The organism is Erythrobacter alti (assembly GCF_037996805.1).
Taxonomy (GTDB): domain Bacteria; phylum Pseudomonadota; class Alphaproteobacteria; order Sphingomonadales; family Sphingomonadaceae; genus Alteraurantiacibacter; species Alteraurantiacibacter alti.
On the sequence record NZ_JBBNAX010000008.1, the window covers coordinates 305,568 to 322,182 of the forward strand.

Here is a 16,615-nt window from a genome sequence, read left to right on the forward strand (position 1 = left end):
ATAACAATGAATTTTCAACTTACCGATGACCAGCGCGACCTGCAGGAAGCGGCGCGACGATTTGCGCGCGAGACGCTTCCCCCTGTCGCTGCGAGGCTCGAAGCAGAAAACATGCCGCCATCGCGTGAGCTCATCAAGCAATATGCCGAGCTGGGCTTCCTCGGCATCAACGTGCCCGAAGAACTTGGCGGAATGGGCCTCGGCAATCTCGAGGCGCTGATAGTCCTCGAGGAGTTCGGCAAGATTTCCTCTGCCGTTGCTTTCCCCATTTTCGAAAGCGCGGTCGGACCTGTGCGCGCGATCGAGCGGTTCGGTGGGGAAGCGCTGAAAAAGCGCGTTGTGCCCGCCGTTTGTCGCGGTGAAATGATAGTCGCGGTGAGCATGTCTGAACCCGATGCGGGCAGCGCGCTGACCGATCTGAGCACTCGCGCAGTCGACGATGGGGGCGATCTGGTGCTGACCGGTACCAAGCGTTGGTGTTCCGGCGGCGGACATGCCGATGGTTATGTCGTCTATTGCCGCATGTCAGACGAACCGGGCGCGCGCGGTATCGGCGCGGTCTTCGTCGACGCGGGAATGCCCGGACTTAGCTTCGGCCCGAATGAAGAGCTGATGGGATTTCGCGGTATCCCCTCATCTGACCTGATGTTCGACGAATGTCGCGTGCCCAAGGAAAATATCGTTGTTCCCGCCGGTGGCTTCAAGAAGCTCATGGAGGCGTTCGACCTGGAGCGCTGCGGCAATGCCACCATGTCGATGGCGCAAGCTTCCGGCGCGCTGGAAGATGTCATCGAGTATGTCCAGGAGCGCAAGCAGTTCGGCAAACCGATTGTCGATTTTCAGGCGGTGCAATTGAAGCTCGCCGAAATGCAGATGCAGGTCGATGCAGCGCGCCTGCTGATCTGGCGTGCGGCTGCCAATGCGCAGGATGGACTTCCCTCGATCCAGGAAAGTTCGGTCGCCAAGTGCTTCGCCAATTCCATCTCACGCGAGGTGACCGGCAATGCCGTGCAACTGATGGGCGCCTATGGATACAGCAAGGAATTTCCGATGGAGCGGCGTATGCGCGATGCATGGGGCTGGGGGATCGCCGGTGGGGCGATTGACATCCAGAAGACCAATATCGCCAGCGCCATGGTAGGCCGTCGCTTCAACCAGAGAGCCTGATATGGCGCTTGAAGTGATTGCCAGCGCCAAGGTCGTGCCGCCAAACGGCACTTTCGTCGTTGCCCATGGCGGCGAGCAGGTGTTGCTGGTGCGTACGGCGTTTGGCGTATTCGCGGTCGAAAACCGCTGCAGCCATGCCTATCAGGAATTGGCTGAGGGGAAGGTCAGGAAAATCATGATCTTCTGTCCGCTTCATGGCCTAGGCTTCGACCTGCGCAATGGTTGTCCCAAAGGCAATCTGACCGATCAGCCCATCAAGGCATGGCATTGCGAAGAAACCGATGAAGGCATCGCGGTCGATCTCGATATCCGCCTCGATCCACAAGAGGACTGAACATTATTCGACTGCTCCACCTCGACGCCAGTCCGCGCGCAAATCGCTCTCGTTCGCGAGACGTGGCACGACGCTTCTTCGCTGCCTTGCCAGATGCTATCGGGGTAACACGCGCCGAACTGTGGTCGATGGAATTACCTTCGCTCGATGGAGGGATGATCGAAGGGCGGTATGACCTGCTCCATGGCAATCCCGTACCGGACAACGTGAAGAGTGAATGGGCCGCCATTGGCGCAGTTGCGCAGTCGTTCCTCGATCATGACGGTTTTATCATCAGCACTCCGATGTGGAATTTCGGTATACCCTACAGGCTCAAGCAATTCGTCGACGTAGTTACCCAGCCGGGGATGACCTTTCGCAATGATGCAGCGGGGAATGTTGAGGGACTGGCAGCGGGCAAGCGCGCGCTCATCATCGCCGCGAGCGCCATGCCCTTCGGTGAAGACGATGCCCTTGCCGGGCTGGATTTCCAGTCTCGCTATCTGCAAGCATGGCTTGGCTTCATCGGCGTGACCGATGTCGAGACGCTCAACGTCGGGCCGACATTTGGCACCGAGGATGATGTGCTGGAAATCATGAGCGCTGCGGGCGAGCGGGCCGAAGGCATCGCCCGCAACTGGCAATCCTAATTGCGCGTGTGAACCAGGTTTATGCTTTCGAAATGCAGCACGATCTCGTCGTTCTGGTTGCGCATTTCATAATAGCCCACGCAGGTTCCGCGAGGCTTGCCGCTCTTCGACTTCTCCTTCGATAGCAGCCGTGAGGTTACATAAACCGTATCACCCGGCCGCAAAGCATTCTTTAGCCGGAAATTGTCGAAGCCGACCCCGCACACGAAATCGATGTCGGAATTGATCTCGTGATCGAGCTGCCGCCAAATCGCTAGCACGTGAACGCCGCTGGCGACGACCTCGCCGAAAGTGGACTGCTTTGCTGCTTCGGGATCGGTGTGAAACCATTGCGGATCATATTGCCGCGCAAATTTCACAATCTCGTCCTGGGTGATCGTGCGGCTGGAGGATCTTCGTTTTTCGCCAATTTCGAGATCTTCGAACTTTAGCATCGGGCGCGGCGCTGACATCGAGCAATCTCCTGGCTTGTTACGGTTTTAGACCTTCTGAACAAAAAAACAATCATGACTGTATGTTTACAAGCAGGGTGACGGTGCTAATGTGGGCACTGTCAAAATGACAGGGCCGTTAGAGATGCAAAATCCCCATACGCATGAAGGCATTTTTCAGATGTCATGGGTCGTGAACGACCTGGAGGAAGCTGCGCGTCGCTGGCATCGGACAACCGGCATCGGCCCGTTCCTTGTCAACCGACACATCCCGATTGCCAATCCGGTTTACTGCGGCGCGCCCGGTCCGGTCGATTTTTCGACCGCTATCGCGCAGGCCGGCCCGGTCCAGGTGGAGCTGGTGCAACAGCACGATGATAACCCCTCCTGCTATCGTGACAGCATAGGCAAGGGCAGCGAAGGCATGCACCATATCGCCATGATGGCGAGCGATTACGATGCGGCTGTCCGGCATTACGAGGATCAGGGCTTCTCGGTCGCCAGCAGCGGACTCTTTGGCACGGTGCGCTTTTGCTACATCGATTGCCGAAAGACGCTGGGCCACATGGTCGAACTACTCGAAGACAGCCCTTCAATTCGCAGTTTCTTCGCCGCCATTGCGCGCGCGGCAGACGAATGGGACGGTGCCCCGGCGACGTTGCTGCGCGAGCTCTGAACCCGATAATCGGGGCTGCGCCATTTGGAGAGAGTGATGAGCGATCAAATCTACACGATCGGCAAGCTGCTGAAGGACCGTGCAGCCTCCACTGCCGATGGCGATGCCCTCGTGTTTCCCGGTGAGCGCCTGAGTTACAGCCAGCTTTACGATAAAGCCTCCGGCTGGGCCCGCGCACTCAAGGCGCTGGGTGTCGAGCGTGGGGACCATGTCGGCATCCTTCTGCCGACCTGTCCGACATTTCTCGAAGTATATTTCGGTTGCGCGCTGCTGGGCGCGGTCGCGGTTCCGGTAAATGCGCGTTACCAACCGGGAGAACTCGCCTATCTGGGGAGGGACGCCGCCTTACGGGCGATGGTGACGACCGGCAGGGTTGCGGACTCGCTCGATTTCGAGGAACGGCTCCGCACTGCTCTACCCTCGCTTGAGTCGGCGCAGGACCCGCTGGCACTGGATCTTCCTGAAGCGCCCGCCTTGCGGCAAATAATCTGTGTCGAGGAAGACTGCGGTGCCGCCTTGCTCCCGCGCAGCAGGGTGATGGCGCTCGGTTCGGATATTCCGCAGGACGTCATCGATGGCTGCGCGGAAAAGGTCGAGCCGCACGATATCGGTCTTATTCTCTACACGTCGGGCACCACTTCAAATCCAAAGGGCTGCATGATCAGCAACCGGGCAATGGTGGGTAACAGCCGCAACCTCGGCAAGCGCTATGAAGTGACAGCCAGCGACAAGGTCTGGTCGCCGCTTCCGATCTACCACATCGCGGGTATCCTGCCGATGATGATGGTGATCGATGCAGGCGGCGCATATCTGACGGTCCCGTTCTTCGAAGCGGGCGCTGCGCTTGAAATGCTGGAGCGCGAGCGTGCTACAATTGCATATCCCGCATTTGTCACAATCATGCAGGACCTTATCTCACACGATCGGTTTGCGCAGACCGATCTTTCCTCCATGCGTCTGATGAACAGCAATTTCGCGGTCCAGCCCGGTTGGATCAAGACCGCGATGATCGACGCTATGCCCTCTATAACCCATGTCGGAACCTATGGCCTGACCGAAGCGGCGGGCACGATCTGCACCAGCGCCTTGGATGAGAGCGAGGAAAGCCGGACAACGCGCCTCGGAGTCCCGCTGGATGAGTGGGAACTGCGGATCGTCGATTTCGAAACCGGTCGCGAATGTGCCACCGGGGAACGCGGCGAAATCTGTGCACGTGGCCCGAATATGCTCGACGGCTACTACAACGATCCCGAAAAGACGGCTGAAAGCATCCGCAATGGCTGGCTGCACACAGGCGATATCGGATCGCTGGACGAGGCCGGCACGATCATGTTCCACGGGCGCACCAAGGATATGCTCAAGGTGGGCGGAGAAAACGTGGCAGCGGCAGAGATCGAGGGTGTCCTGCAGAGCCATGATGCAGTGAAGCTGGCGCAGGTCGTCGGCATTCCCGATGATCGCTATGTCGAAGTGCCGGTTGCCTTCATCGAGCTTGCGAAGGACAAGCAGGCCGACCCGCAGGAGTTGATCGAGCACTGTCGCGGCCAGATCGCCAATTTCAAACTGCCGCGCGAAATCCGCTTCGTCGAAAGCTGGCCGATGTCGACGTCCAAGATCCAGAAATTCCGCTTGCGCGATGAACTGATTGCAGAACTAGGACTCGCAATCGACCGGGCTGACTGATCAGGTCTGGTCTGATTTGGTTCCGCCGAACCAGTCGGGCCGACCGGCGGGCCAAACCACGCCATTCTGGGCCTGGCCACCGTCGATCACCAGCATTTCGCCGGTGATGAAATCGCCTGAAGGCGCCATCAGGTAGACGCATCCCTCAGCCACGTCCCAAACATCGCCACGTTTCTTCATCGGATTGGCATCGTGAAACCGCTCGAGCGCTTCGGGCGGGTAAACGCGGAACCCCTCGCTCTCTATCACGCCGGGCGCGATGCAATTCACGCGGATATTCAACGGTGCCCACTCGGTTGCCAGGGTCTTGGAAAGGTAGATAACCCCCGAACGCGCGGCACAGGTATGCGCAGCCTGCGGCATACCACGCTCCACATTGGCGACAATGCTGATGATATTTCCCGGCACGCCCTGTTCGCGCCAACGCTGCGCCGCGGCCTGCATCATCCACCACGTACCGTTGAGGTTGAGATCGATGACCGAAAGCCAGCCCTTCCGGCTGAAGTCGATGGCATCCTGCGGGAATTGTCCGCCGGCATTGTTAATTACATGATCGACCTTGCCGAACCTGTCGAACACTGCATCGTACAGGCCATCAACACCATCCGGATCACGGATCGACATGGGCACATGCATTGGCCGCCGTCCGGAAGCTTTCTCCATGGCATCGCAGGCCGCAACCAGTTTGTCCTCGGTGCGTCCGCAAATCACCACATCGGCACCCAGCCGGTTGCAAAGAAATGCGATGCCCTTGCCGATGCCCGAGCCGCCGCCGCTCACAACAATGACTCGCCCGTCGAGCAGTCCATCGCGGTAAACTGTGTCCATCGACGCCAGTTCCTGATCGGTGAAGCCGAATTGCGGCCGGTCGATCGTGGCCTGGGGAGCGGGATCTTCGTTTCTCACGCTTCAACCCAATCTTGTAGAACAGGTTTCACTGCCAGTCCTTCCGGGATGCGGTTGGCACCGATCCGCCGATCCAGTTCCTCGTGCCAGTGATAGATGCGTCGCTCCTGGTAGTTAAGGGGCATCCCCACAAAGCCCGGAGACTGCAGTGATTCCTGGATCTGCGGCGCAAACTGGAGATCTTCGTACAGGATGCGCTCCCAATTGGCGGTGCGTTCCTCCCACTTGGGATGCGGGTTGTCACGGTCGTGTTCGGGAGCGATCCAGGTCGAGACCACGCGGCAGGTATCTGGGCCAGTGGGCCAGAAATGCAGCAATGGTATACCGCTGTCGGACGGGGGCATCACGAAATTCGGATAGATCAGGTAACTGACATTGTTGTCGCGCGGAATTTCCGTGACGTTGGGCAGTTTGGGCATGCCGATGGTGCCAGGATCCTGCCAATCCGGCCTGCGGTTGGGCGTAATCATGCGCGAATGGCCCTTTGGCCAGAGCGTGGCGGTCATGCCCCTGTAATCGAGAAACCGATCGACCGAATTCTGGTGGATCGATTTGAGGTGATACACTTCGAGGAAGGCGTCGAGCAGCACCTTGACGTTGCACTCGACTTCGTACGTACGGCTTTCGACGAAATCGAGCCGTTCGAATTCGAACTGCTCGAATTCGGACGCCATTGATCCGATATGATCGATGAGCGGCTCGGCAGCGGGGTCTTCGTTCACGAATATCAACTTGCCGATGGTTTCGCATCGTACCGATCTTAGCGAATGGCAGGACATGTCGAGATCAGGAAAGTCGCGCTTGTCGCGGACCGCAACCAGCTTCCCCTCAAGCGTGTAGGACCAGCCGTGATATCCGCAAACGAAACCGCGCCCGTTACCCGAATCTTCGGTCACAAGCGGCGCGCCGCGATGCTGGCAGGTGTTGTAATAGGCGCGGAATTCGCCGGACAGGTCGCGCAGGATTATAATCGGAGAGCCGGTGTTGCGCACCAGCATCCAGTCGCCAGGTTCGGGAATCTGATCCGCATGACAAGCGTAAAGCCAAGCGCGCTTCCACATGAATTCGCGCTCCATTCGCAGAAATTCATCGTCGACATAGCGTCCGGCAGGGATCGGGGGGAGCTGCGGGAAGCCCGCGGGTGGCTCCCTGCGCTCCGCCTCCTCCGCCATTCGTTTTTTCAACTGCGCCGCGTCCATTCGGCCTTCTCCAATCAATCGGCTCGACCATAACGCAACCGAAAGATAAAACAATCATGAATGTTTTTTATTTGTGCTGAATCGATGCGCTGCATAACGGCTCGTAGCTCGCTACTCTGGAGGCGTTGGTCAAGCCTGTGAGCTGTTCGAATCAGCGCTCGAAACCGCAGGAGACAGCGGACATGTCGGCGATCGGATCGTCAGTATGGTGACATGCTTGAGCGGCTTGTCGACGTCACCCAACAAGTATTTGATCTTGCCATTACCGAACCACCGTTCGAGCTCCCCTTGATGCTGCCCCATATTTCACGGTCAAGCGATGCAGAACTGACTTGGCTTCACAGCAAAATTTTCAGTTTTGCGCGAGAGAGCTGATTCCAATTTTGCTGGCTTCGACTCAATAGGTGACCTGATTTTCAGTCAATTCCCGAGCGTAGCGGAGCAAGCCTAATCGGCATAATCGTCGTTATCATCTTAGTGCTAGCTGCTTGCCCCAAGCGTAGTGTCAGGTAGAGTAGCGCGATGAACAGGATTGCGCCTCCAAGTATTAAAGTCCGGCCCAATCATTCGCTAGCGAAGTTTATTCGTGAGCGATTGCTAAGCCCAAACGAATGGGACGAGTTCGATCAGGTTGCGCAGGCTTCAAAGCCTCAGTGCAAGACCGCCTTAATTGATGGACTCCCTGATCAGGAATGGGAATCTCCAAGTGAGGCGTATCTGCGAAGACGCGAGCTTGAAGGACTTCTCCTTAAGCAGTTCAAGAACGAAATTGGCTCTGGCCGATGGGCCGTGACAGCAATTCCAAAGCGGCACTACAGCCGCGAGAGGATCGCTTTAGAGCTTATCGAAAACTCCAAAGACGTCGCATCTTCTGAAAACCGGATTGACAGTTTTCTTAGCGTTGAGATTACTGAATTTTCTGCAGCTGATCGTTACCTCGCAATAAAATGGTTCATCGAACAGGTTTGCGCTGTGGTCGAGCCTAAGAGAGGCGTGACAAAGGTCGAAATCCAGAATTTAGCTGATCGCTTGCTAGATTTCGACGTGCGCGACGACAGTTTCAAAGTAGCTTGGGCGGATGCCAAAATCCCTGAGGGTTTTCGCCGGCCCGGACGTTAAGTCTGCCAATCGTTTCCTGAATTCCCCCTCAAAGATCAGACCGAATTAGTATCGATGGGAAGCCTCTAATTTCAGGAGGCTAAATTGAACCCACTACAGCTATATCTCACTACATCCGAGGTTGCGGAGCGTTGGCGGATAAGTCCGCGAACGCTTGAAGGTTGGCGCGACAAGGGGATCGGCCCTTCTTTCACACGTATAGGCAATCGCGTCCGCTACCATATTGATGTCGTCGAACGCGCTGAGCGCGACTGGTCGTCGGTCCAGAACACAACTTCCTGAGCGAATTTGCATCCGCGGCTTTGCTGCGGCTAGCCGGCCTTCCATGCTTATTGCCGAGGGCGCGCTCCCGGGCGAACGTCAAGATGTAGCTGCTCGACACTTGGCCAACCTCGGTCCGCCGACAAAGCGAACCAAGCTTATGCATGGGCGAGTGTGAAATCGAGAGCTGCGCACACGGCGGCGACCTGGGCGTCGTTGCAGATCTGGGGTGTGGCGCGCGGGCTATCGGGATAGACTTCGGTCGTTGTCGTGAAACGTGCGCCGGTTAGCGAACTGCACATTGCGTATTTGGCTTGGGGGTATTGGATCACTCCGCGTGCGACGACTGGCGAGCCGATGATTTTCCCCTCTGAGTCAGCCGGGGCAATGTGTGTGACCTGTTCGACCGCTGAAATGATCGCCTCCTGAAAGGCAGATTGCGGATTCTCGCTGTCATCGACGAGGTAGAAGCCATCGGGGATCGAGCCCGGGACAAAATCCTCGCCGTCACGCGCAGCAAGGGCCGGGCGAAACTCGCTCTCATCGCTGTCAGTTGTCTCGTGCAAATCGATGTGCAGCAAGAACGGACCGGGTTGCGCGGCGACCAGGGCCATTAACGCCGAACACTCGAGCGCCTTGCTCTCCGAAATAAAATTGCGGTTCGGATCGATCGCATCGTAATTCCAGCGGTTGATCCGCTCATATGCCCACGGGCTCACGCAGGGGGCTACCAGCAAGTTGACCTTGCCCGCATATTGCGCAGCACTGGTTTCGAGGAATTGCAGTGCTCCCATCACTCCGCTGGTTTCATAGCCGTGGACGCCGCCTGTCACGAGAGCCGACGGAAGGCTTGGGTCGGGGGTGCCATTGCGCACGGCATAGAGGGTATAGGCCTCCCCCGCGTAATCGAGCTGACCATAGGTAAGGATTTCAAACCGGTCAGCGAGCGCTGTGATGCGCGGCACGACATCTTCCTGATAGCGCCGCTGTGGAGACTGGCTGCCTAACCACTGGCTATACTCTTTCTCTCCCCACGGCTCGCCCGTGATTCCGATCGGATACGATGGTGTGCTGGTCATTTCTCTCTCGCGGCCAAGGGTTTCGTGATGTTCCAGATACCGAGACACCGGCACCCGGAGGGATCAGCCTTATTGTCTAGGCCAGACAAATTACAGCCGCTCATTACTCGAAACGGGCTTGCCAAGGAAAGCCGCAGGTCTGCTTTCCGGAGGTGTGAGCTCGTTCTGAATTAATCGACCAGAGAGAGAGGCAATCGTCGGCGGTCTGCATGATGCGCGCGGGGCGAATTGCGCTATAGGCCAATCAACCCGCCAGATTCGCAACCTAGAGGCCAATTCATGCACACCGACCGCCGCAAGTTCTTCGCCCTTACCGGTACTGCATTTGGCGGCTTGCTGGCCGCCGGTTGCACGACTTCCGGGACGCTCGGGAGCGGTGCCGCAACTAGGTTTGGTGTCTTGCAGCCCGATCCTGAAGGCGTGCTCGACCTGCCGCCGGGCTTTTCGTACCGTGTGATCTCGCGTCTCGGCGATACGATGAGCGATGGCGGGACGGTTCCGGACCAGGCCGATGGCATGGGCTGTTTCGACCTTGGCAATGGCAAGATCTCGCTGGTCCGCAATCACGAGATTTCGCCCGGCGGTGACAGTGGTGGCGCTGCGGGCCCAGCATATGACACCGTGGCTCGCAGCCTGATCCCCTTGCCGGGCGGGACCACCTCCATCGTGCTCGATGCCGCCACGCTGGAAGTCGAGCGCGAGTATCGCAGCCTTTCGGGCACGATCCGCAATTGTGCGGGCGGGATTACGCCGTGGAACAGCTGGCTATCGTGTGAAGAGAACACGTCGCGTGCGGACGGCCGGATCAACAAGGATCACGGTTACGTTTTCGAAGTCCCTGCCGACAGCGGCAGCCCTGTCGATCCGATGCCTTTGCGGGCTATGGGCCGCTTCAATCACGAAGCCGCCTGCGTCGATCCTGCTACCGGCATCGTCTACATGACCGAGGATCGCGGGGATTCCATTTTTTACCGCTTCATTCCTGCCGTGCGCGGCGATTTGGCGCGGGGCGGAACCTTGCAGGCGCTCGTAATCGACGGCGTTGCCGATACGCGGAACCATGATCGCCCGGCCATGGCGGTGGGACAGCCATACGCGGGAACATGGGTTTCGCTCGATGATGTCGAAGCGCCGGAGGACGATCTTCGGACGCGCGGTGCCGCGATGGGTGCGGCTTTGTTCGCGCGCGGCGAGGGCTTGTGGATGGGCGAGGGCGAGATGTTCTTCACCGCCACCAGCGGCGGCGCGGCGCGCGAAGGGCAGATCTTCCGTCTGCGACCCAATGCTGACGGCCCGGACGCGATCGACCTGTTCTACGAAAGCCCGGCAGCATCCGAATACAGCTTTGGTGACAATATTCTGGTCACGCCATTCGGAGACCTGATAGTGTGCGAAGACCAATATGGCGCGGTGGTCGACAATCACCTGCGCGGGATCACGCCTGCGGGAGAGGCCTACCCGTTCGCGCGAATTCGCCTGCAGACAGAGCCTGCCGGAGCCTGTTTCTCGCCCGATGGACGGACCATGTTCGTGAACATGTATTCGCCCACGATGACACTGGCGATCACCGGGCCGTGGCCTTCGGCGTGATTACCCGTCCGTCACTCCTGTTCGTGTGCCTCGGCAATATATGCCGCTCGCCCATGGCGGAAGGCGCGATGCGTGTGGCTGCGCGCGAGGCGGGGCTGGAGCTGGAAATTGACAGTGCGGGCACCGGCGCTTGGCATGTCGGCAACCCGCCCGACAGCCGCGCTATTGCTACCGCGCGGGACAAGGGCGTCGACATATCGGGGCTCCGCGCCCGGCAGGTAGAGACAGAAGACTTCATCCGATTCACCCATATCTTTGCTCTCGATGCCCAGAACCTGTCCGATCTTCGCCGCCTTGCGCCTGCACATGCGACGGCAGAATTCGGCTTGCTGCTCGATATGGTGCCGGGGCGCGAAGGGCAGGCGGTTGCCGATCCCTATTACGGGGCCGACGACGGGTTCGAAGTGACCTGGCGGGACGTCAGCGACGCCGCCGCAGCGCTGGCACGGCGGTTCACCGCTTGAACTGGGCAGGCCGCATCGCCGCCATAACGGGCAGCGCGGTGACGGGAGGCCGGAAGCTGGCGGGCGGCGATCTCGGCGGGTCAACCCTGGTTGAACTGGACGATGGACGGCGGCTGGTCGCCAAGGATGGCCCGCTGGCGGAGCGCGAAGGCGCGATGCTGGTGGCAATCGCCCGGACTGGCGCGCCCGCGCCGGAGGTTCATCATGTCAGCGAAGGCCTCTTGCTGATGGAGTATATCGAGGCCGACGAGGCGAAGGATTGGCAATGCCTTGCCGCTGGCTTGCACAAGCTCCACGCGCCGCAGGATGGCGCATATGGCTGGGACAGCGACTATGCCTTCGGGCCGGTTCCGATCGACAACACCCGCCATGACGATTGGCCCCAATTCTGGGCGCAGAACCGCCTTGCGTGTCACGGCACGCATATCGACAGCAGCATTGCGCGGCGGCTCGATACATTAGCGGGTCGGCTGGGCGACCTGCTCCCGAAATACCCGACGATCTCGCTGCTGCATGGCGATTTGTGGGGTGGCAATATGCTGTTTCACGAGGGCAAACTGGCCGCACTGATCGATCCGGCGTGCTATTTCGGCCACCGCGAAATCGATGTCGCCATGCTGACCCTGTTCGACCACCCGCCGGACGCATTCTTCGATGCGCTGGAGCTTGAAGCGGGATGGCGCGAACGGCTGCCGATCTACCGACTGTGGCCGCTGCTCGTCCACCTGCGCCTGTTCGGTAATTCCTATCGCGGTGCAGTCACCAATGCGCTGGAGGTGCTGGGCGCCTAGAGGTCAGGACAGGTCGGGGAAGGGCGTCCATTCCTCGCCCTCTGGCATGGGTGCGAAGATATCGTCGAGCATGGCCTCGGTCACGCCTTCCGGAGAAGCCGGATCCCATTGCGGTGCACCGTCCTTGTCGATCAGCACGGCGCGCACGCCCTCGATGAAGTCGTGCCGCAGCATAATGCGCGAGGCAATGCGATATTCCATCGCCATGTTGGCGGCGAAATCGGGCTGGTCGGCAGCAAATTGCCGCAGCGCGACCTTGCCTGTGGTTGGGCACTTCGATCGGACCGCCTTCAATTCCTTGGCCGCCCATTCGCTGTCATCAGCTTCGAGTGCAGCGATGATGCCTTCGAGCGTGTCCGGACCGAACAGAAGGTCGATCTTCTCGGCATTGCCAGCAATGCGCGCTTCGGGATGGCTGTTGCCCAGATCGGCCAGTACCGTCCCAGCCTCTTCGCCGGCAATAATCCGCGCCTTGGCTGCGGCCAGGCTGTCCGACGGAAGATGATGCGTGGCAAGGCCCGCCCACAGGCATTCCGCTCCGTCGAGCCGTGCTGCGGTGAGGGCGAGGAACTTGCCCACCGCTCCGGGCAGGCGCGGCAGGTACCAGCCCGCGCCAACATCGGGGAACAGGCCGATCGAGCCTTCGGGCATGGCGAACATCGTGTTCTCGGTCGCGACGCGGAAGTCGCAGGGCTGCGAAATACCGACACCGCCGCCCATCGTCACGCCGTCCATGAAGGCAACGATCGGCTTGGGGTAGGTGAACATCAGATGGTTGAGGCGGTATTCGGCGTAGAAGAAGGCGCGGCCCGCTGCGCCATCGTCCTCGAGCGCGGAATTGCGGACCATAGTCACATCCCCGCCGGCACAGAACCCGCGCCCTTCGGCATGGTCGAGGATCACGGCTTCGATATCGCCATCGTCGCGCCATTCGAGCAATGCTGCGGACATGGCTTCGCACATGCCCAGCGTCAGCGCGTGGAGCGCCTTGGGACGTGCCAGCGAGATATGGCCGACCTTGCCGTGGCGGTGGATGTTCACTTCATCTGTCATTGGCGCAGCATGTCCCGTCCCACGATCATCCGCATCACCTGATTGGTGCCTTCGAGGATCGAATGCACCCGCAGATCGCGCCAGAAGCGTTCGATCGGATAGTCTCTCAAATAGCCATAGCCGCCGAAGATCTGCAGCGCGTTGTTGACCACGTTCGATCCGCTGTCGGTCGCCAGCCGCTTGGCCATGGCCGAAAAGCGCGTCTTGTCGGGCGCATTGTCAGTCACCTTGGCAGCCGCGAGATAGAGCAGCGCGCGTGCCGCCTCCAGCTCGGTCGCCATGTCGGCGAGCATGAACTGCGTGTTCTGGAAATCGGCAATCGGCGTGCCGAATTGCTGGCGATCCTTCGAATAGGCGACCGCTTCGTCAAGACAGCGTTGCGCGCCGCCAAGCGAGCAGGCACCGATATTGAGCCGTCCGCCATCGAGACCGGCCATGGCAAAGCGAAAGCCGTCGCCCTCTGCGCCCACGCGGTTCTCGGCCGGGACGCGCGCGTCCTCGAAGATCACCTGCGCGGTCGGGCTGGCGTTCCAGCCGAGCTTTTTCTCGGGCGCGCCGAAGCTGACGCCGGGGGTGTCCTTGTCGATCACGAGGCAGGAGATGCCGCGTGTCTTGTGCTCGCCGGTGCGGACCATGGTGACATAGACATCGTTTACGCCGCCGCCCGAAATGAACTGTTTGGTGCCGTTGACCACATAGTGATCGCCATCGAGCTTCGCGCTGGTCTTGAGCGCCGCGGCGTCGGAACCGCTGCCCGGTTCGGTCAGGCAATAGCTGGCGAGCTTTTCCATGGTGATGAGGTCGTCGAGATACTTCGCCTTCACCTCGTCCCCGCCAAAGGTGTCGATCATCCAGGCGGACATATTGTGGATCGAGATGAAGGCACTTGTCGCCGGGCAGCCATAGGCCATGGCTTCCATGATCAGCGCTGATTCGAGCCGTCCAAGCCCGATCCCGCCGCTTTCTTCCGAGACATAGATCGCGCCAAAGCCAAGCTCTGCCGTGCTCTTGATCACGTCACGCGGGAAATGGTGCTTCTCGTCCCACTCCGCGGCATGCGGGGTGATGTTGTCGGCGGTAAAACGCTGCGCCATTTCCTGAATGGCAAGCTGGTCTTCATTAAGCTGAAATTGTCCGGTCATCGGGTCCTTCTCCTGCGCGCTCCCATGTCAGGAAGCGCGTGCAGGTGCAACTATAGTAGCGCGCTCAGGACAACAGATTCCGCCTAGGTGATAGGTTCGGGACGCAGCGGTGCCGGATCGATCCCCGATGCATCGTCCAGCGGGTCGGGCGAAAAGCCTTGCGCCGTATCCATCAGCTCTTCGGGGGAGGCATCTACGACGGTCGGACCGTCATCATCGTCCGCGGCAGGTCTACGGGCGCGAGCTGGGCGCTCGGCTTCGGCCCGCGGTGTTGCAACCACATCGTCCTCGACCACGTCATCCTGCGCGTCCGCATCGCGCGCTGCCGCCGCGCGGTCGGCAATGGCCTTCTCGGCTGCCGCACCCCGGCTTTCCAGATCATCTCCGCAACCCGCCAGCATCAGGGCCGGCAAGGCGGCGGCAAATAGAAATACATTGCGAGGCATGGCAATTTCCTCCCGAAAACCTGCGTTAACCGCATACAACGCGCGTGATTACCAAATCGTCATCATAGCTGACCGTTAGCCGGTCCATGCGGTAGTCCATCGTCAGCGCAGTGCGCGGCGGCGCCCAGCGCAAGACAGCCGCACCTGTAGCATCGAGCAGCGCGGCCCCGTTTTGGGAAGTAGCGGTGCGCCCGACGAAGTGCTGAGCGTCCGATGCATCGCAATTTTCGGCAGGCTCACGGACAGGTCGATCACCCAGTTCGGGCGGCGGAGCGGCGGCGCATCCCGCCAACGTGGCCACAGAGACGAGAGCTGGCAGGATAATACGCATCGAATTCTCCTTTTCGCCGACATGATAGCGCGAGGCGTTGCAGCGCGCCAGCAGGCGCGCACTTATCGGTCGGGGCAATTATCCCTCGATTTCCTTCACTTCAAACCGCCTTATCAGCAGTTTATCGCAATTTTGGCACGTCTCGGTTTCGCGTCAGGAAACCATATTTGCCGCCCTTCGCTCTAACTGAAGAAGCGAGGACCCGCGATGAACGATACTGCAACATTCCAACCGGAAATCACCGAGGAGCCGCGGATGCCCGGGGCCGAAGCGGATTTGGAAGAGAAGCCAGATTGGCAGCCGCGTTATTGCGGCTCGGACAGGCTGAAAGGCAAGGTCGCCATCGTCACCGGAGGCGACAGCGGAATTGGTCGCTCGGTTGCTGCGCTGTTCGCCCGTGAAGGCGCGGATATCGCGATTGTCTATCTCGCGGATGAGGAAACGCAGGACGCGGAAAGGACCAAGTCCATCGTGGAGGAAGAAGGCAGGAAGGCGATATGTCTTCAGGGCGATCTGGGCTTGCAGGACTTTGCTGACGAGGTGGTTGCACGCACGATCGACGCGTTCGGCAGGCTCGATATCGTGGTCAACAATGCGGGTGAGCAACACCCCGACGAAGAGATCGAAGACATTACGCAAGAACAACTGCTTCGCACTTTCCAGACCAACATCTTCTCGATGTTCTTCCTCGTCCAGGCAGCACGGCCCCATCTCGCGAAAGGCAGTGCGATCATCAATTGCACCAGCGTGACGATGTACAAGGGATCGGACAATCTTCTCGACTATTCGGCAACAAAGGGCGCCATCACTGCGTTCACGCGGTCGCTATCCGAAAACCTTGTCGGCGATGGCATTCGCGTGAACGCCGTCGCGCCAGGACCGATCTGGACGCCGCTCAATCCATGTGGCGGGCAACCGCCCGAGGACATGGACGATTTCGGAAAGAACACCCCCATGGGAAGACCCGGCCAGCCCAACGAGGTCGCGCCTGCCTTCCTGTTCCTTGCCTGCGAGGATTCAAGTTACATGTCGGGGCAGGTGCTGCACCCCAACGGCGGAATCATCGTGGGCGGATAAATTTCGCAACAAGGAGAAAGGTCATGCCAGCCAAATCGAAATCCCAGCAGAAAGCCGCAGGCGCCGCACTTTCGGCCAAGCGCGGCGATACGAAGAAGAGCGAGCTCAAGGGTGCATCGAAGGAGATGTACGAGTCGATGAGCGAGGGCGAGCTCGAGGAGCTTGCCAGCACCAAGCACAAGGGCAAGCCCGAGCACAAGGGCGACTGACGTCCCCTCTGGGGCGGCCGATCTGCGT

General features: G+C 59.6%; 20 protein-coding genes. 12 read left to right on the plus strand and 8 right to left on the minus strand.

The window, feature by feature from the left end; genetic code table 11:
* Positions 1-6 precede the first annotated feature (6 nt).
* Genes AAC850_RS11245 through AAC850_RS11255 form a run of 3 tightly spaced genes read left to right on the plus strand, consistent with a single transcriptional unit; the run spans position 7 to position 2,130 of the window.
* Entirely contained in the window at positions 7-1,167 is a 1,161-nt protein-coding gene (locus tag AAC850_RS11245; RefSeq protein WP_340588839.1) for an acyl-CoA dehydrogenase family protein, read from the plus strand.
* A gap of 1 nt (position 1,168) precedes the next feature.
* Positions 1,169-1,501, plus strand: coding sequence for a Rieske (2Fe-2S) protein (locus tag AAC850_RS11250; RefSeq protein ID WP_340588840.1), 333 nt, complete (start codon positions 1,169-1,171; stop codon positions 1,499-1,501).
* Between the two features lie 11 nt (positions 1,502-1,512).
* Positions 1,513-2,130 carry an FMN-dependent NADH-azoreductase gene (locus AAC850_RS11255; RefSeq protein ID WP_340588960.1) on the plus strand — a complete coding sequence of 206 codons (618 nt, stop codon included), beginning with the start codon at positions 1,513-1,515 and terminating at the stop codon, positions 2,128-2,130.
* Here AAC850_RS11255 and AAC850_RS11260 read toward each other — a convergent pair.
* Positions 2,127-2,582: a MaoC/PaaZ C-terminal domain-containing protein gene (locus AAC850_RS11260; RefSeq protein ID WP_340588841.1), complete on the minus strand. Its 456-nt coding sequence runs from the start codon at positions 2,580-2,582 to the stop codon at positions 2,127-2,129. The genes AAC850_RS11255 and AAC850_RS11260 overlap by 4 nt on opposite strands.
* A gap of 124 nt (positions 2,583-2,706) precedes the next feature.
* Here AAC850_RS11260 and AAC850_RS11265 point away from each other — a divergent pair, with 124 nt between their 5' ends.
* Positions 2,707-3,237 (plus strand): VOC family protein, encoded by a 531-nt coding sequence (locus tag AAC850_RS11265; protein WP_340588842.1) that lies wholly within the window; start codon positions 2,707-2,709, stop codon positions 3,235-3,237.
* A 36-nt stretch (positions 3,238-3,273) separates the two neighbouring features.
* Positions 3,274-4,920: a class I adenylate-forming enzyme family protein gene (locus AAC850_RS11270; RefSeq protein WP_340588843.1), complete on the plus strand. Its 1,647-nt coding sequence runs from the start codon at positions 3,274-3,276 to the stop codon at positions 4,918-4,920.
* Here AAC850_RS11270 and AAC850_RS11275 read toward each other — a convergent pair whose 3' ends face one another.
* Positions 4,921-5,826 carry an SDR family oxidoreductase gene (locus AAC850_RS11275; RefSeq protein WP_340588844.1) on the minus strand — a complete coding sequence of 302 codons (906 nt, stop codon included), beginning with the start codon at positions 5,824-5,826 and terminating at the stop codon, positions 4,921-4,923. It lies immediately after the preceding gene.
* Positions 5,823-7,025, minus strand: coding sequence for an aromatic ring-hydroxylating oxygenase subunit alpha (locus tag AAC850_RS11280; RefSeq protein ID WP_340588845.1), 1,203 nt, complete (start codon positions 7,023-7,025; stop codon positions 5,823-5,825). Before AAC850_RS11280 ends, AAC850_RS11275 begins: the two co-directional genes overlap by 4 nt.
* 522 nt (positions 7,026-7,547) lie before the next feature.
* On the opposite strand from AAC850_RS11280, the gene AAC850_RS11285 reads away from it, so the two are divergent.
* Entirely contained in the window at positions 7,548-8,144 is a 597-nt protein-coding gene (locus AAC850_RS11285; RefSeq protein WP_340588846.1) for a hypothetical protein, read from the plus strand.
* 84 nt (positions 8,145-8,228) lie between these two features.
* Complete coding sequence (locus tag AAC850_RS13990; protein ID WP_422723196.1) at positions 8,229-8,426, plus strand: helix-turn-helix domain-containing protein; 198 nt, start codon at positions 8,229-8,231, stop codon at positions 8,424-8,426.
* Positions 8,427-8,563: 137 nt separating this feature from the next.
* On the opposite strand, the gene AAC850_RS11290 is transcribed toward AAC850_RS13990, so the two are convergent.
* Positions 8,564-9,484: a M14 family metallopeptidase gene (locus AAC850_RS11290; protein WP_340588847.1), complete on the minus strand. Its 921-nt coding sequence runs from the start codon at positions 9,482-9,484 to the stop codon at positions 8,564-8,566.
* Positions 9,485-9,763: 279 nt separating this feature from the next.
* On the opposite strand from AAC850_RS11290, the gene AAC850_RS11295 reads away from it, so the two are divergent.
* Genes AAC850_RS11295 through AAC850_RS11305 form a run of 3 tightly spaced genes read left to right on the plus strand, consistent with a single transcriptional unit; the run spans position 9,764 to position 12,329 of the window.
* Positions 9,764-11,074 (plus strand): alkaline phosphatase PhoX, encoded by a 1,311-nt coding sequence (locus AAC850_RS11295; protein WP_340588848.1) that lies wholly within the window; start codon positions 9,764-9,766, stop codon positions 11,072-11,074.
* Positions 11,074-11,538, plus strand: a complete 465-nt coding sequence (locus tag AAC850_RS11300; RefSeq protein WP_340588961.1) for a low molecular weight protein-tyrosine-phosphatase — start codon at positions 11,074-11,076, stop codon at positions 11,536-11,538. The genes AAC850_RS11295 and AAC850_RS11300 overlap by 1 nt, the downstream gene beginning before the upstream one ends.
* Positions 11,535-12,329 (plus strand): fructosamine kinase family protein, encoded by a 795-nt coding sequence (locus AAC850_RS11305; RefSeq protein ID WP_340588849.1) that lies wholly within the window; start codon positions 11,535-11,537, stop codon positions 12,327-12,329. Before AAC850_RS11300 ends, AAC850_RS11305 begins: the two co-directional genes overlap by 4 nt.
* A gap of 3 nt (positions 12,330-12,332) precedes the next feature.
* Here AAC850_RS11305 and AAC850_RS11310 read toward each other — a convergent pair whose 3' ends face one another.
* From AAC850_RS11310 to AAC850_RS11325, 4 genes are all read right to left on the minus strand, one after another.
* Positions 12,333-13,382 (minus strand): enoyl-CoA hydratase/isomerase family protein, encoded by a 1,050-nt coding sequence (locus tag AAC850_RS11310; RefSeq protein ID WP_340588850.1) that lies wholly within the window; start codon positions 13,380-13,382, stop codon positions 12,333-12,335.
* Entirely contained in the window at positions 13,379-14,524 is a 1,146-nt protein-coding gene (locus tag AAC850_RS11315) for an acyl-CoA dehydrogenase family protein (RefSeq protein WP_340588851.1), read from the minus strand. Before AAC850_RS11315 ends, AAC850_RS11310 begins: the two co-directional genes overlap by 4 nt.
* 83 nt (positions 14,525-14,607) lie before the next feature.
* Positions 14,608-14,970: a hypothetical protein gene (locus AAC850_RS11320; RefSeq protein ID WP_340588852.1), complete on the minus strand. Its 363-nt coding sequence runs from the start codon at positions 14,968-14,970 to the stop codon at positions 14,608-14,610.
* A gap of 25 nt (positions 14,971-14,995) precedes the next feature.
* Positions 14,996-15,301 (minus strand): I78 family peptidase inhibitor, encoded by a 306-nt coding sequence (locus tag AAC850_RS11325; RefSeq protein ID WP_340588853.1) that lies wholly within the window; start codon positions 15,299-15,301, stop codon positions 14,996-14,998.
* A 207-nt stretch (positions 15,302-15,508) separates the two neighbouring features.
* Between AAC850_RS11325 and AAC850_RS11330 the strand changes: the two genes are divergently transcribed.
* Positions 15,509-16,378, plus strand: coding sequence for an SDR family oxidoreductase (locus tag AAC850_RS11330; protein WP_340588854.1), 870 nt, complete (start codon positions 15,509-15,511; stop codon positions 16,376-16,378).
* Between the two features lie 23 nt (positions 16,379-16,401).
* Entirely contained in the window at positions 16,402-16,587 is a 186-nt protein-coding gene (locus tag AAC850_RS11335; RefSeq protein ID WP_340588855.1) for a DUF3008 family protein, read from the plus strand.
* Positions 16,588-16,615 lie beyond the last annotated feature (28 nt).

Excerpts from the sequence above, each read along its gene's own strand:
- AAC850_RS11310 (WP_340588850.1), bottom strand. The coding sequence starts at position 13,382 with ATGACAGATGAAGTGAACATCCACCGCCACGGCAAGGTCGGCCATATC.
- AAC850_RS11330 (WP_340588854.1), top strand. The coding sequence starts at position 15,509 with ATGAACGATACTGCAACATTCCAACCGGAAATCACCGAGGAGCCGCGG.
- AAC850_RS11265 (WP_340588842.1), top strand. The coding sequence starts at position 2,707 with ATGCAAAATCCCCATACGCATGAAGGCATTTTTCAGATGTCATGGGTC.
- AAC850_RS11315 (WP_340588851.1), bottom strand. The coding sequence starts at position 14,524 with ATGACCGGACAATTTCAGCTTAATGAAGACCAGCTTGCCATTCAGGAA.
- AAC850_RS11335 (WP_340588855.1), top strand. The coding sequence starts at position 16,402 with ATGCCAGCCAAATCGAAATCCCAGCAGAAAGCCGCAGGCGCCGCACTT.
- AAC850_RS11295 (WP_340588848.1), top strand. The coding sequence starts at position 9,764 with ATGCACACCGACCGCCGCAAGTTCTTCGCCCTTACCGGTACTGCATTT.
- AAC850_RS11270 (WP_340588843.1), top strand. The coding sequence starts at position 3,274 with ATGAGCGATCAAATCTACACGATCGGCAAGCTGCTGAAGGACCGTGCA.
- AAC850_RS11320 (WP_340588852.1), bottom strand. The coding sequence starts at position 14,970 with ATGCCTCGCAATGTATTTCTATTTGCCGCCGCCTTGCCGGCCCTGATG.
- AAC850_RS11290 (WP_340588847.1), bottom strand. The coding sequence starts at position 9,484 with ATGACCAGCACACCATCGTATCCGATCGGAATCACGGGCGAGCCGTGG.
- AAC850_RS11285 (WP_340588846.1), top strand. The coding sequence starts at position 7,548 with ATGAACAGGATTGCGCCTCCAAGTATTAAAGTCCGGCCCAATCATTCG.
- AAC850_RS11250 (WP_340588840.1), top strand. The coding sequence starts at position 1,169 with ATGGCGCTTGAAGTGATTGCCAGCGCCAAGGTCGTGCCGCCAAACGGC.
- AAC850_RS11325 (WP_340588853.1), bottom strand. The coding sequence starts at position 15,301 with ATGCGTATTATCCTGCCAGCTCTCGTCTCTGTGGCCACGTTGGCGGGA.
- AAC850_RS11260 (WP_340588841.1), bottom strand. The coding sequence starts at position 2,582 with ATGTCAGCGCCGCGCCCGATGCTAAAGTTCGAAGATCTCGAAATTGGC.
- AAC850_RS11245 (WP_340588839.1), top strand. The coding sequence starts at position 7 with ATGAATTTTCAACTTACCGATGACCAGCGCGACCTGCAGGAAGCGGCG.
- AAC850_RS11280 (WP_340588845.1), bottom strand. The coding sequence starts at position 7,025 with ATGGACGCGGCGCAGTTGAAAAAACGAATGGCGGAGGAGGCGGAGCGC.